Source organism: Paraburkholderia sp., from assembly GCF_035501035.1.
Taxonomy (GTDB): Bacteria; Pseudomonadota; Gammaproteobacteria; order Burkholderiales; family Burkholderiaceae; genus Paraburkholderia.
Window position 1 is genome coordinate 1 of record NZ_DATJWR010000201.1, and the last position, 12,580, is coordinate 12,580.

Annotated in this window: 15 protein-coding genes; 10 read left to right on the plus strand and 5 right to left on the minus strand. The window is 61.9% G+C overall.

What is annotated here, in order from left to right; all coding sequences use genetic code 11:
* Nucleotides 1–353 (plus strand): pseudouridine-5'-phosphate glycosidase (locus tag VMJ11_RS14225; protein WP_325620033.1); only part of this gene is annotated, 353 nt, incomplete at its 5' end.
* A gap of 247 nt (nt 354–600) precedes the next feature.
* On the opposite strand, the gene VMJ11_RS14230 is transcribed toward VMJ11_RS14225, so the two are convergent.
* The 3 genes from VMJ11_RS14230 to aguB all read right to left on the minus strand — a co-directional run bounded on the left by VMJ11_RS14230 (nt 601) and on the right by aguB (nt 2,651).
* Nucleotides 601–804, minus strand: coding sequence for a hypothetical protein (locus VMJ11_RS14230; protein WP_325620034.1), 204 nt, complete (start codon nt 802–804; stop codon nt 601–603).
* Between the two features lie 64 nt (nt 805–868).
* Nucleotides 869–1,153: a GYD domain-containing protein gene (locus VMJ11_RS14235; RefSeq protein WP_325620035.1), complete on the minus strand. Its 285-nt coding sequence runs from the start codon at nt 1,151–1,153 to the stop codon at nt 869–871.
* Nucleotides 1,154–1,769: 616 nt separating this feature from the next.
* Nucleotides 1,770–2,651, minus strand: coding sequence for an N-carbamoylputrescine amidase (aguB, locus tag VMJ11_RS14240; RefSeq protein ID WP_325620036.1), 882 nt, complete (start codon nt 2,649–2,651; stop codon nt 1,770–1,772).
* Nucleotides 2,652–2,806: 155 nt separating this feature from the next.
* On the opposite strand from aguB, the gene VMJ11_RS14245 reads away from it, so the two are divergent.
* Nucleotides 2,807–3,775: a LysR family transcriptional regulator gene (locus VMJ11_RS14245; protein ID WP_325620037.1), complete on the plus strand. Its 969-nt coding sequence runs from the start codon at nt 2,807–2,809 to the stop codon at nt 3,773–3,775.
* A 121-nt stretch (nt 3,776–3,896) separates the two neighbouring features.
* On the opposite strand, the gene VMJ11_RS14250 is transcribed toward VMJ11_RS14245, so the two are convergent.
* Together VMJ11_RS14250 and VMJ11_RS14255 are read right to left on the minus strand one after the other, a co-directional pair.
* Nucleotides 3,897–4,316: a cytochrome c gene (locus tag VMJ11_RS14250; protein ID WP_325620038.1), complete on the minus strand. Its 420-nt coding sequence runs from the start codon at nt 4,314–4,316 to the stop codon at nt 3,897–3,899.
* Complete coding sequence (locus VMJ11_RS14255; protein WP_325620039.1) at nt 4,309–5,901, minus strand: NAD(P)/FAD-dependent oxidoreductase; 1,593 nt, start codon at nt 5,899–5,901, stop codon at nt 4,309–4,311. The genes VMJ11_RS14250 and VMJ11_RS14255 overlap by 8 nt, the downstream gene beginning before the upstream one ends.
* Before the next feature lie 589 nt (nt 5,902–6,490).
* Between VMJ11_RS14255 and VMJ11_RS14260 the strand changes: the two genes are divergently transcribed.
* The 8 genes from VMJ11_RS14260 to VMJ11_RS14295 all read left to right on the plus strand — a co-directional run.
* Nucleotides 6,491–6,691 (plus strand): hypothetical protein, encoded by a 201-nt coding sequence (locus tag VMJ11_RS14260; protein ID WP_325620040.1) that lies wholly within the window; start codon nt 6,491–6,493, stop codon nt 6,689–6,691.
* A 47-nt stretch (nt 6,692–6,738) separates the two neighbouring features.
* Complete coding sequence (locus VMJ11_RS14265; protein ID WP_325620041.1) at nt 6,739–6,939, plus strand: hypothetical protein; 201 nt, start codon at nt 6,739–6,741, stop codon at nt 6,937–6,939.
* A 33-nt stretch (nt 6,940–6,972) separates the two neighbouring features.
* Nucleotides 6,973–7,206 carry a hypothetical protein gene (locus VMJ11_RS14270; RefSeq protein ID WP_325620042.1) on the plus strand — a complete coding sequence of 78 codons (234 nt, stop codon included), beginning with the start codon at nt 6,973–6,975 and terminating at the stop codon, nt 7,204–7,206.
* Between the two features lie 523 nt (nt 7,207–7,729).
* Nucleotides 7,730–8,626 (plus strand): LysR substrate-binding domain-containing protein, encoded by an 897-nt coding sequence (locus VMJ11_RS14275; protein WP_325620047.1) that lies wholly within the window; start codon nt 7,730–7,732, stop codon nt 8,624–8,626.
* Between the two features lie 185 nt (nt 8,627–8,811).
* Nucleotides 8,812–9,561, plus strand: a complete 750-nt coding sequence (locus VMJ11_RS14280; RefSeq protein WP_325620043.1) for an SDR family NAD(P)-dependent oxidoreductase — start codon at nt 8,812–8,814, stop codon at nt 9,559–9,561.
* 79 nt (nt 9,562–9,640) lie between these two features.
* A complete protein-coding gene (locus VMJ11_RS14285) occupies nt 9,641–10,969 on the plus strand; it encodes an MFS transporter (protein WP_325620044.1) in 1,329 nt (442 codons plus the stop codon).
* Between the two features lie 43 nt (nt 10,970–11,012).
* Nucleotides 11,013–11,855, plus strand: coding sequence for a transketolase (locus VMJ11_RS14290; protein ID WP_325620045.1), 843 nt, complete (start codon nt 11,013–11,015; stop codon nt 11,853–11,855).
* On the plus strand, nt 11,852–12,580 hold a 729-nt coding region (locus VMJ11_RS14295; RefSeq protein WP_325620046.1), incomplete at its 3' end, for a transketolase family protein. The genes VMJ11_RS14290 and VMJ11_RS14295, both read left to right, overlap by 4 nt.

Here is a 12,580-nt window from a genome sequence, read left to right on the forward strand (position 1 = left end):
GCGGCTTTCGCGCGGACTTCAGGCTGGACGACGCAGCAGAGCAGGCGCGCTTCATCCGCACCAAGTGGAACCTGGGCCTCAAGGGCGGTGTGCTGTTAAGCACTCCGGTGCCGGAAGCGGCGGCGATGCCGTCCGAAGAAATCGACACGCTGACTCAGCAGGCGCTCACCGAGGCCACGGCGCAAGGCATCACCGGTAAGGCCGTGACCCCCTTCCTCCTCGCTCGCATCAAGGCGCTGACGGGTGGACGCAGCCTGGCGACAAACATCGCGCTCGTGAAACACAACGCCGAAGTCGGGGCACGGCTGGCGCTGGCGTTGGCACACATAGAGCACGGGACAGGCGCGGCGTAGCCAACGGGAGGGCCGTTCTCTACCAAACGTCAGGTTAGGTTCTACCGTAGAGGATCGAGTTCTCGATCGGCACGACCATAAGATGGCCTTCAATGACGCGTGAGCCCATCTGGTCGCTCAGCGAGATCAGTTTTAATATTTCGGTCTCCTGCCGAATACGTTGCCGATGTAATTTGCCCTGTCGCTAAAACCCGGCCGTGAATATGGAAACCACTGGCTGACGGTGTAGGCGTCCCTCCCAGCGCCGCTACTGATCGTGTGCGAGCGCCTCGAGACGTGCGTCGCCCGCGTCTTTCGCCGCGCGCTGCGTGGCGTAGGGTTCTTCGGCTACGAGCGAGCGACGCACTTCACGTGCATCGAAGTCGACGAGCGTAATAACCCACACCCAACCGCCGATCTGTTCGGCCGTCTGCACGAATGCGCGCACGTTGCCTTTTTCCTTGGTGTTCATTTGACCTCCTCAATAGAAAAACACAGGAAGCGTCGCCCGTGCCGCACAGATGGGGAAACTTGGGCTACGCGGTCGATGGTCCACCGATCAAGGCAGCTTCCAATAATCGAGCCGAATTCGCTCTTGTTGATGGCTCGCAGCGTTTGCTTCGGACATTGCCAGCGGAGCCCCATGCGAGCCCGAAGGTGGTCAGTGCCTGATCGTCTTTCGCGTCAACGATGGCCACAATGTCGTATTGGCCTGGCGTCCAGCAGATCTCCTCGATCACGCAACCCAAGTCCCCCTGGCCAGCCCATTGCAGGCTGTTCTTGAGGATACGAATGCCCTCCTCGGTGAATTGTGCAAGCACTACATAAGTCGCCGTTACGGTTCCCCTCACGAGCAAACGTTTCGGGTCAGCCGCGTGGGATATGGCGCCGTTTCGCCCGCACCGCGCGACACTTCATTTTAGTCAATGGGAAGCCTGCCTTCTCGAATTGAGCCACTCTGGCCGACAATGACTAGAATTTAGACATGGTCGCATTCCCAAAGGAGGCTGCCATGACTCAGCCAATGATCAGTTTTTGGGTTGGCCTTGTGGTTCTCGTTGTCGTTACATGGGCCTTGTCCAGGCGCTATAGGCGCGATCACCCGGGAGAGACCCTGAGCCAGTGGCTCGACACACACCATATGAGCTGGATGCATCGCAAGCACTAGCTGGTGGCGCTGGGTTGACACCGAAGAGCGCACCCATGGCGTTCACCCTCACCTCGCCAGCTTTCCACGATGGGGGCCAGGTTCCTCGGCACTACACGACGCCCCCGACGCGCCCGACCTGGCCGCACCACGGATGACATGGGTCCACCAGGTGCTTTACAACCTCCGGGCGACGTATCGTGGCGTTCAGGAGGGTGCAGACGCTCGCCCATACGATGATCAACCTGCGCCAGCACCGCTGAGCGTCAGGTCATGGCATGCAGTTCATCTCAGCCGGCACTCCGTAGCCCTGCGCCATGCGAGGTGATCGCGCCGTAGGACTCGGGCCGGCGGTCGCGGAACAAGCCCCAGGCCCTACGCTTTGCCGCGAGTGCGTCGAGGTCGAATTCGGCGGTGATGATGGCCGCGCCCGCGCGGTCGCATTCGGCGATCTTCTCGCCGTCCGGCCCCGCGATGAACGAGCTGCCGTAAAACGTGATCGCGCCCGTTTCGCCCGTTTCCGTGCCGATGCGGTTGCTGGCGACGAGCGGCATCACATTCGCGGCGGCATGGCCCCGCTGCACGTTCTGCCAGTGCGTGCGCGAATCGATCGAGGCGTCGTGCGGCTCGCTGCCAATGGCCGTGGGATAGAAAAGGATTTCCGCGCCGGCCAGCGCCATGGCGCGAGCGCACTCGGGGAACCATTGGTCCCAGCAGATGCCCACGCCGATCCGTCCGTACGCCGTGTCCCACACCTTGAAACCGGTGTCGCCGGGCGTGAAATAGTACTTCTCGGTGTAGCCGGGGCCATCGGGGATATGTGTCTTGCGGTAGACGCCCAGCGCTGCGCCGTCGGCGTCGAAGATCGCGATCGAATTGAACTGGCTCTGGCCCGCGCGTTCGAAGAAGCTCACCGGCAGCACCACGCCCAGCTCGCGCGCGAGCGCCGCGAAGCGACCCAGCCACGGATGCTGCTCGTACGGCTGCGCCAGCGCCAGATGCCCGGGGTTCTGGTCGATGCAGAAGTAGGGGGTGGCGAACAGTTCCTGCAGCAGCACGATCTGCGCGCCGGCGCGCGCCGCATCGCGGACGGTTTGTTCGGCCTGCACCAGATTCGCTTCGATTTCCCAGCTTGCGGCCATTTGCGTGGCGGCGACGACGACCTTTCTCATTGCCTTCCCTCTCCTGTTGCGGATCGCCCGGATGGTTCGGGCGGGTTGGCTGTGATAATAAGTCAATAAATCTGGCGGGTTTTTTGCGTTATCGGCATACCGTCTGTGCCTAATGGGAAAGAATTAAGGAAATATTCGCGGAGAGTACGACACCCATGACCCGCATCGACCTGTTCGTCGCGATCGAGGCCTTCGTGTGCGCCGTCGAGGAGGGGAGCCTGAGCAGCGCGGCGCGGCGGCTCGACAAGACGCCCTCGGCCGTGACGAAGGCCATTGCCGGCCTCGAGGCGTCGCTGGGCGTGCGCCTCTTCGAGCGCACCACGCGCACGCTCGCGCTCACGGAGAGCGGCAGGCTCTATCTCGCGACCGCGACCGAGGTCCTGCAGCGCCTCGCGGACGGCGCGCGGCAACTCTCCGAGCATGACGACGAGCCGCGCGGGCCGCTGCGGGTCACTGCGGCCCATTCGTTCGGCCAGGCCGTGCTCGCGCCGGTCGGCGCGGCGTACAGCCAGGCGTTCGCGCATGTGCAGCTCGACGTCGCGCTGTCCGACCGCTATATCGACATCGTCGGCGAAGGCTTCGATCTCGCGCTGCGCATGGGCAACTACGATCTGCCGAGCCAGATCGTCAAGCCCATCGGTTCGAATCGCAGCCTGCTTTGTGCGAGCCCGGCCTACCTGGCGCGGCGCGGCGTGCCTGCTTCCCCGCGGGAGCTGGCGCGGCACACCTGCATCGCGTACCGGCATCCCGCGCTCTCGAGCGTCTGGCACTTCGGCCGCGACGACAGCGCGCCCGACGAGGTGGCCGTCGAGCCGCGCGGCGCCATCGCCACGGACAGCTACGATCTCGCGCGCGCCGCGGCCATTGGCGGCGCGGGCATCTTGCCGTGTCTCTACTGGAGCGTCGTACCGGAACTCGAAAGCGGTCGCCTCGTGCCGCTGCTCACGGACTGGCGTTTTCGCTGCCCGTGCTTCGGCGAGGACCTGGTCTGCGCCGTGTACCCCGTGAGCCGGCGCGGATCGGCGAAGGTCCTGAAACTGATCGAGATGCTGCAAGCGCGGCTTGCCGACGACGAAGCGCGCGTGGCGACCGTGACGACGGCGCTCGCGCGGGCCACGCGCTGAAGCGTGTTCGGCTGCTCGATGCCGCCACCGTCAGTGACCCGCTGCCTCGTTGACGTCGGCCCCACCCCGGTCCAATGTCGGTAATGGCCGGGTATTCGCCAACGATTTCATCCCGCGAGTGTCAGCGCAGACTTCTAACCAGGCTCGGCGTGACACTTCCGGAAAATCGATTGCCGAAATGGGTTCTCGTGTAGTTGACGACAGCAGCAACCTGATCGTCATTCATCGCGTCGCCAAACGATGGCATCCCCTTTCGGCCGTGCAGCACGTTGACGATGACATAGGGTGCCGCTTCGACCGCCGGGTTGTCGGCCAGCGGCGGGTAGTGACCCGCGCCCTGTGCGCCTTTTCCATCGGGCATATGGCATCCCGCACACGTAGCGTTGTATAGCGCTTCGCCGCTTTCCTCGGTGAAACGGTCGCCCGGCGAAATCGTGAAGGTGCGTGGTGCGTCCTGTGCCACGGCCTGCGCCGACACCATCGCCCCTCCCGACAGCGAGGCCATCAGCATCACGCCGAGGATCAGCGTCGGCCTATCCATTGACGATTCTCCGATGCAACCGCGTGATCGCGTCCAGTGACGATAGCACGGCGCCTTCCTGCCATGCCGGGATATGGGAAGCGTGCTCTCCGGCAAGGACGATGCGTCCGTCGATCTGGCAGAGATTCGAGTAATGCACTTTCCTCAGTGCATCCGTCCATGCGGCGAAGCAGCCGTTCGTGAACGGTGATCGGCTCCAGCTCATCGCGAAGCCACTCTGGTACTCGCGCGCGTACTGCGGATGAATCTGGCTGCCCTGGCTCAATGCCACCGCGATCCGTTCGGCAGGGGGCAGCGCGCCCATTTCGTAGCTGGCGGGCCCCCACATGTAGGCCCCGAGCAGCACCGCAGGACCGATCGATCCGTAACCTGTTGCGGGATAGCCGATCGTCGAAATCGGCAGGTCGGTATACGTGATGCCGCCGTAAATCTGCTCGTCCTCCTCCCAGAATCGCCGGCCGAACTGCAACCCGATTTTCACCGATGTCTCGTACGGCACGGCATCGATCGCGGCGCGCATCGCCGGGCCGACCGCAATGTCGATCTGACTCAGAATCGAAAGCGGGATGGTGCACACCAGCCAATCCGCGTGCGCATTCCGTTCGGTCCGGGCGGTCGTATCGGTATAGCGCACTGTGACGCCCTGGTCGTCCTGCAAGATGGCCGTGACTCTCGCGTTGAACACTACGGCGCTCGCGACCTGCGAATAAAGCGCATGGGCAATCCTGTCCATGCCACCCACGGGCTGGAAAATGGCGCTCTGATAGTCCAGCTCATTTCCAGACGAGAGCCATTGCCACAAACGCGATGCAAGCAAGGCGTCGCGAGGAAGCAGATTCGATGGCACGGCCTGGGGCATCAGCCCACCGCCATGCGCGGTCGCGAATCCGCGGCGTTCACTGCTTCGCCGGCCCGCCTGATAGTGACCATCCCGATCGAGCGCGCCCCACCGTCGCAGGGATTCGAGTAACAGATGTGCATCTTCGACTGACAACGCATCGTCGAGTGTGTCCTTGTGAATTGCCTTGGATAGCAGTTCGGCGATATAGCCCTGATAGTCGGTCTGCACCGCACGGAATCGTTGCGGCTTGCCACCGAAGGCCTCCGTCGAATGCAGGTAGGCGTTGTAATTGACCTGAATGAACGGCTCCAGCGGCACCTTCAGGCGTCTTGCGTAGTCGAGTACGCCCGCGTGGTGATACGGAATACGCCACGGCCCCGGGTTCAGATAAAGCCCGTCCGCGAAATCGCAGTACTGCGTGGCGCCGCCGAGTTCTGTATAGCGATCCCCGCCCCTGACAGTCCAGGCGCGGCCACCCGCGCGGTCGTTGTACTCGAGCACCTGCACCTGGTAGCCCGCGTTCCTCAACTCAAAGGCCGCGACGAGGCCAGCCATGCCCGCGCCAAGCACGAGAATTCGCGTCCCCGTGGGCGCGCCATCAAGTTTGATCTGTCCGGCGTAGGTCGAGGGAGCGGCGAACCCGAGCGTGCTCATGCCTTGCATCATGGCGGCCGCGCCAAGGTTCTTGCCGATCAGCGTCAGCAGGTGACGGCGGCTCATCGCATTTGCGGTCATTCTCGACATAAGGACCTGGTGCCCCGACTGGAGAGAAACAATGGCGAACGGAAATCAGTTGGCATCCGGGATTGCAAAGACCGGGGCCATCTGGACACGTATGTTTGGGAATTGCGTTTGCGCGTACTGCAACGGATTCTACATTTCATGGCCGGGCGCGCCCGTTGACCTGCGACGCCGAAAACTGCGTTTGGCGCAGAACGAACGCTTGCGAGCCACGGCTCCCAACGAACGGAGCCAAGCGCGTGCGGTCGGGCATGAAGAGACGTCCATTCGATACATCGCCAGGTCATTCACACGGCCGCTCCACTTCTCTAGCGGTGTCTCAATCGCACTCGCTCGCCTGGAGTCGGCTTGGCGTCATCGGCCATACCCGACATCGGTGCGGGCTGGGCGTCAGCAATGCGCCGCACCATGTCAGCGATTTCCCAACACCGTTCAGGTAAGTGATGGTCGCGCCCAAACTCGCATCATCGGGATTCACGTTGGAATGCCCTTTGCGCGGATCGTGCCCGGATGGCATGACATCTGCATTGTGTGCTGCAAGCAGCCGGCAGTTTGGCTGCTCCTGCAACCGTGCCGTTCAAGGAGACACACCATGAATACGCTGACCATCCACGATCTCCAGAAATCCGTAGAGCTCGATCAGAAGGAGACGGCCAACATTCAAGGCGGCCGGATGAAAATCATCGGCCAGCACCCCGGCTCGCTCCTTACGTCCGCTGATGGCGACCCTGTCGGCGTGTACGTCGACGGCGTGCTGGAAAACTCCGTTGACGACGGCTACTACCACGGCTGAGTGTCCAGGGACATATGAAGCGCAGAAGCGTAACTGCGGAGGCTGACGTGGATCAAAACTGGCTGGGTATGGCTGTCGGCACGATCGTGCTTGCTATCGCTGTGGTTGGCGTGACCGCCCACTACCTCCGTGAGCAACATCGGGCCGACTTTCTGCGCAATTTCGATCACCATGAATGGTGGCAACGGACCCATGGTGCAGCTCGCATTTCAGGTGGCTCCGCTGCAGGAATTAAGGAATGCAAATAAAAACGAGGCGGATGAATAGAAGGGGGATTAATCGTGCGCGACGAATTTGCTGAAAGGGATCTGGCACATATCGGGAACGTACTGAGCCATTTCGAGCACTCGACCGACAGCGTTCGCGCGATGGGGAGAGGAATGGTGGTCAATCTGAGCTACTGGCGGGCCAGAATCCAGGCCATTCTGGCCATGCCTCTGCTGTCCATGCACGTTGAGAAACAGGCAAAGGATCTGCTCGGTCGGCTGGATCGAATTGAGAGAGCAGGTCTTTGAACTGGCGCCGGCAGCGACGCGGCATCGTAGTTCTCAGCGCATCGAGCGGATGGGGACGGGCTCGTCAATGCTCGGCGATATCGAGCTTTTGACACTCTGCCGCGAAAGCATGACCAGGGCCCTGGCTCATAGCCATTGCAGGGCACGGAGGGGTGCGAACGTCTTTTCCTGTTCGACTGTACTCGCTTACAGAAGCCGCTCGAAAGCTGCCGTTGAAGACTTCAACGGCAGCTCCGCAGAACCTTCATTGAATTGGTGCTATCGGCCACAAGCCGCCAGACGGTCAGAGGATCTGAACGTCGGCTGTCGGCCCGGGACCCGCCACTTCCCGACTGCAGGATGCGCCCGGTAGTCGGGCTCGCCCTCGTATTCGCACAACGTCTCGCGCCCCTGTTTGCCGATTTCCTACCGGCCAAACCCCGGCTTGCCTTTCCCTCCCGGATACGCGACATTTCTGGAACCGCGAGTAGCGAAGCAGAACACCCTGAAGCAAGACGGTCCGCGGCCCCTGCATCCGAAAACAATGCGCATTCCTCCACTAAAAGCCATCGTCGCGTTCGAGAGTGTCGCCCGGACAAAGAGCGTCAATCGGGCGGCTGATGAATTAGGGTTAACACCATCGGCGGTTAGCCATCAAATTGCCAACCTCGAATCCATGGTGGGAAGGCCCTTGTTCACAAGACTGGGGCGGGGACTGGTGCTGACGCCGACGGGTCAGCAATATCTGGCCGATGTCACTGGATCGCTGGCCGACCTGAGCCGCGCGACGGAGCGCGCATCGAGCCAGTCGAGCGTGGAGATTCTTCGCATCCATTCGAGCCCCAGCTTCGGGCTGATGTGGCTGCTGCCACGCCTTGCTTCATTCCAGGAAGCGAACGGCGACATTCAATTGAACCTGGCATGCTCATACGAGGATGTGTCGTTCACCTCCGGCTACTATGACCTCGATGTACGGCATGGCTACGCCCATTGGGCCGATGGCGAGATCAAAACGATTCGCAATGAATTCATCGCGCCTCTTGCATCGGAGGAATACCTGAGAAAATTTCCGGTGCGCACCCCCGAGGACCTGCTCGAGCGCCGCCTGATCTTCTCGGAGACTCCGCTCGTGCAGTGGAAGCAATGGTTCGGAAAGTTCGGCGTCGCCGTGTCCCACAAGGCATACGATTTCGCGTTCGACCGGTCGTACATGTCGCTCGAAGCGGCGGCGCTGGGACACGGCATCGCGCTCGAAAGCACGATGCTCGCATCGGTCCATCTCAAACGAGGTTCGCTGGTACCGGTCTTCGATCGCACGTATGCGGTTGAGGTCAGCGCCCATCACCTCGTTTACCCTTCCCAGAACGCGGATCTGCCGCGTGTCGCCAGGTTCCTCGCCTGGGTCGAGCACGAAGTCAGCCGCGACTCAACGGCACGCTAGCCCATGCCGGTCGGGCGCTGGCGCCGGGCGCTCGATCCCAGGCGCTGCCCTCCTTCCGGCCAGCAACTCATCGCCGCCGCGACACCTGAAAATTCGTCAGCAACAGTTGAGCCGGACTGCATTGATCGAGATGGTCGAAGCGCTGAAACTGCGTCTACCAACTAACACGATCCATGGAGACAAACATGTTGCTCGACAGCAAAGTCGTAATCGTAACCGGTGCAGCCTCGCCGCGTGGCATCGGCAAGGCGACCGCAAAAACGCTTGCCGCCCAGGGTGCGCGAGTGGTGATTCTGGACCTGCGCAAGGAAGACGCTGAGAGCGCCGCGCGTGACCTCGGCGAAGGACACCTCGGCCTCGCCTGCGATGTGACCGACAAGGCCGCATGCGTTGCTGCCGCCAGGGCAGTCATCGAGAAGTACGGCCGTGTCGATGGATTGATCAACAACGCAGGTATCACCCAGCCTTTGAAGACGATGGACATCGGACCGGACAACTTTGATGCGGTCATCGATGTGAACCTGCGCGGGACGCTCTACATGTCGCAAGCGGTCATTCCGCAAATGAGAGAGCAGAAAAACGGCAGCATCGTCTGTATGTCATCCGTTTCCGCGCAACGCGGCGGTGGCATCTTCGGCGGTCCCCACTACAGCGCCGCAAAAGCGGGCGTACTCGGCCTCGCTCGTGCGATGGCGCGTGAACTCGGGGCGGACAACATCCGCGTCAACTCGATCACACCGGGCCTCATCCAGACCGACATCACCGGCGACAAGCTCACGACGGAGATGCGCGCCGACATCATCAAGGGCATTCCGCTCGGCCGGCTCGGCGATGCGGCCGACGTCGCGAACGCGTGCCTGTTCCTCTCGTGCGACCTGTCGGCCTATCTCACCGGCATCACGCTCGACGTCAACGGCGGAATGTTAATCCACTAAGTAAGACATCCGCCGCGCCTGCGGTGGATGGGTCAATGCACCCGGCGGTAAACCCGGGGCGATATGGCAGGAGACAACCATGAAAGCGAAGGCCACTGCGCCATCGATGACGGGCGATGTCACATCGCTCGCCGATCCGGCGAGCTTCGAATCAAAAACCTATGCGAAGGTGGGACGGCGCTTGATACCGTTCCTGATGCTGTGCTATCTGGGCGCTTATCTCGATCGTGTCAACGTGGGCTTCGCGAAACTGCAGATGCTCAACGATCTGCGATTCAGCGAAACCGTGTATGGCCTCGGTGCCGGTATTTTCTTCCTTGGTTATTTCCTCTTCGAGATACCGAGTAATCTCATATTGCACAAAGTGGGCGCACGCAACTGGCTCGCACGCATCATGCTGACGTGGGCCGCAATCTCGGCGTCCTTCGTCTTCGTCAAGTCGCCCACGACTTTCTATATTCTCCGCTTTCTATTGGGCGTGGCCGAGGCAGGGTTCGCGCCGGGCGTCATCCTGTACCTGACCTACTGGTTTCCTTCGGCGCGGCGCGCCAAGGCGCTCTCCCTCTTCTTCATGGCGATTCCGCTTGCCGGTATTGTCGGTGGACCGCTGTCGGGTTTCATCCTGCATGCGTTCCAGGGCGTACACGGCCTGGCGGGCTGGAAATGGCTGTTCATCCTCGAAGCGTTGCCGTCCTTGCTCCTTGGCGTCGCCATCCTGCTCTACCTCGACAACGGTATCGCTGCCGCCAGGTGGCTCACTGATGCGGAGAAGGCGCTCCTCTCTCGCAACGTGGCGAACGACAACGCCCACAAGGTCGCCCATGTGTCGATCAGGTCTTTCATCGGCGATCGTCGTTTGTGGTTGATGGCTGCCATCTACTTCTGCGTCGTGCTCGGTCAGTATGGGCTGACGTTCTGGCTGCCGACGATCATCCGCAAGTCAGGCGTCGCCGACCCGCTGTGGGTAGGTATCTTCACCGCCATTCCGTACCTCTGCGCCATCATTGCGCTGCCACTGGTGGGAGCAAGCGCGGACCGCCATCGCGAACGGCGTCTGCATCTTGCGATCCCGATGCTCGTATCGGCGGCAGGCTTTGCAACACTTCCGATACTGGGCGGAGTCGGCGCGTCGCTGGTGTGTGTCAGTGTGGCCGCCGCCGGCATCCTCGCTTCGTCGTCGCAGTTCTGGTCGCTGCCGACTGCGCTTCTCGGCGGCATGTCCGCCGCAGCGGGTATCGCCGCGGTGAACTGTTTCGCCAATCTCGCGGGCTTCTTCTCGCCAGCCATCGTGGGCTGGTTGAACGACCTGACTGGTAAGTCGACGGCCGGGCTCATCTTTATCTCCGTCGCAATCGTCATCGGTGCCGGGCTTGTTTTCCTCGTGCCAGCCAAGACCGTCAATCGGTGACACCGTCCGCTGCAAAGACTCACTTTCAAATCAAGGAGACATCATGAACAGTCCGTCATCAGATGGGGTGACGCTCGCCGAGCGCGCCTACCGGATTCGCAGAAACGCCTTGCTGATGGGCGAAGTACAGGGCCAGGGCTATATCGGCCAGGCACTCGATATCGCCGACGTACTCGCGGTTTCCTACTTCGGCGCGATGCGCTACCAGCCCGACAACCCCGAATGGGAAGGCCGCGACCGCTTCCTGCTGTCCAACGGCCACTATGCGATCGCGCTTTACGCCGCGCTGTTCGAAGCCGGCTTCCTGCCACCGGAAGAACTCGAAACCTACGGCAGCGACGACAGCCGGTTGCCCATGTCCGGCATGGCGAGCTACACGCCCGGCATGGAGATGTCCGGCGGCTCGCTCGGCCACGGTCTCACGATCGCGGTGGGCCGCTGCCTCGGACTTAAGCGAAAGGGCTCGGACGCCTTCGTCTACACGCTGTTCTCAGACGGCGAACTCGATGAGGGCGCGATCTGGGAAGGCCTCATGTCGGCCGCTCACTGGAAGCTCGACAACCTGATCGCCATGGTCGACGTCAACAACCAGCAGGCCGACGGTCCTTCCTCGAAGATCATGGCATTCGAACCACTCGTCGAGAAGCTTGAAGCATTTGGCTGGTTCACGCAGCGCGTGGACGGCAACGACATTGACGCCGTGAAGACGGCCTTCGATGCTGCGCGCAATCATCCCAAGGAGCAGCCGCGGATTATCGTGTGCGATACCCGCATGGGCTGTGGCGTGCCGTTCCTCGAAGAAAGAGAAAAGAACCATTTCATCCGCGTCGATGCCCATGAGTGGCAACTGGCGCTCACAGCACTCGAAGCAGGGAGACAAGCATGAGCGATACCACCCTCACCAGGAAGCCGCGCCTGAAGACCTCGGCGATGATCGCCTCGATTGCCGGCGAAGGACAGGTCACACGGTCCGCGCCCTTTGGCCACGCGTTGGCCCAACTGGCTCGCGAGAAGAAGAACGTGGTCGGCATGACCGCTGACCTCGGCAAGTACACCGACCTGCATATCTTCGGGAAGGAGTTTCCAGACCGCTACTACCAGATGGGCATGGCTGAGCAGTTGCTGATGGGGGCGGCCGCCGGTATGGCGCATGAAGGCGCCCAGCCGTTCGTGACGACCTACGCCGTGTTCGCGACCCGCCGTGCGTATGACTTCATGCACCAGGCCATCGCCGAGGACAACCTCGACGTGAAGATCATCTGCGCGCTGCCTGGCCTCACGACCGGCTATGGCCCGAGCCATCAGGCAGCAGAGGATCTTGCCCTGATGCGTGCGATGCCGAACATGGCGGTCATCGACCCATGCGACGCGCTCGATACCGAGCAGATGGTGCCCGCGATCGCCGCGCATAACGGCCCGGTGTACGCGCGCCTGCTTCGTGGCAATGTCCCGGCTGTGCTCGATGAATACGAGTATCAGTTCGAACTCGGCAAGGCCAAGCTGCTGCGCGACGGCGCCGAAGTGCTGATCATCTCGTCGGGCATCATGACGATGCGCTCGCTGGAGGTAGCGAAGTTGCTGGCAGCGGACAACGTGGGAGTTGGCGTATTG

What these genes read in the sequence shown, in the direction of transcription:
- VMJ11_RS14230 (WP_325620034.1), bottom strand. Translation starts at nt 804, where the DNA reads ATGAACACCAAGGAAAAAGGCAACGTGCGCGCATTCGTGCAGACGGCC.
- aguB (WP_325620036.1), bottom strand. Translation starts at nt 2,651, where the DNA reads ATGAGAAAGGTCGTCGTCGCCGCCACGCAAATGGCCGCAAGCTGGGAA.
- VMJ11_RS14245 (WP_325620037.1), top strand. Translation starts at nt 2,807, where the DNA reads ATGACCCGCATCGACCTGTTCGTCGCGATCGAGGCCTTCGTGTGCGCC.
- VMJ11_RS14250 (WP_325620038.1), bottom strand. Translation starts at nt 4,316, where the DNA reads ATGGATAGGCCGACGCTGATCCTCGGCGTGATGCTGATGGCCTCGCTG.
- VMJ11_RS14255 (WP_325620039.1), bottom strand. Translation starts at nt 5,901, where the DNA reads ATGTCGAGAATGACCGCAAATGCGATGAGCCGCCGTCACCTGCTGACG.
- VMJ11_RS14260 (WP_325620040.1), top strand. Translation starts at nt 6,491, where the DNA reads ATGAATACGCTGACCATCCACGATCTCCAGAAATCCGTAGAGCTCGAT.
- VMJ11_RS14275 (WP_325620047.1), top strand. Translation starts at nt 7,730, where the DNA reads ATGCGCATTCCTCCACTAAAAGCCATCGTCGCGTTCGAGAGTGTCGCC.
- VMJ11_RS14280 (WP_325620043.1), top strand. Translation starts at nt 8,812, where the DNA reads ATGTTGCTCGACAGCAAAGTCGTAATCGTAACCGGTGCAGCCTCGCCG.
- VMJ11_RS14285 (WP_325620044.1), top strand. Translation starts at nt 9,641, where the DNA reads ATGAAAGCGAAGGCCACTGCGCCATCGATGACGGGCGATGTCACATCG.
- VMJ11_RS14290 (WP_325620045.1), top strand. Translation starts at nt 11,013, where the DNA reads ATGAACAGTCCGTCATCAGATGGGGTGACGCTCGCCGAGCGCGCCTAC.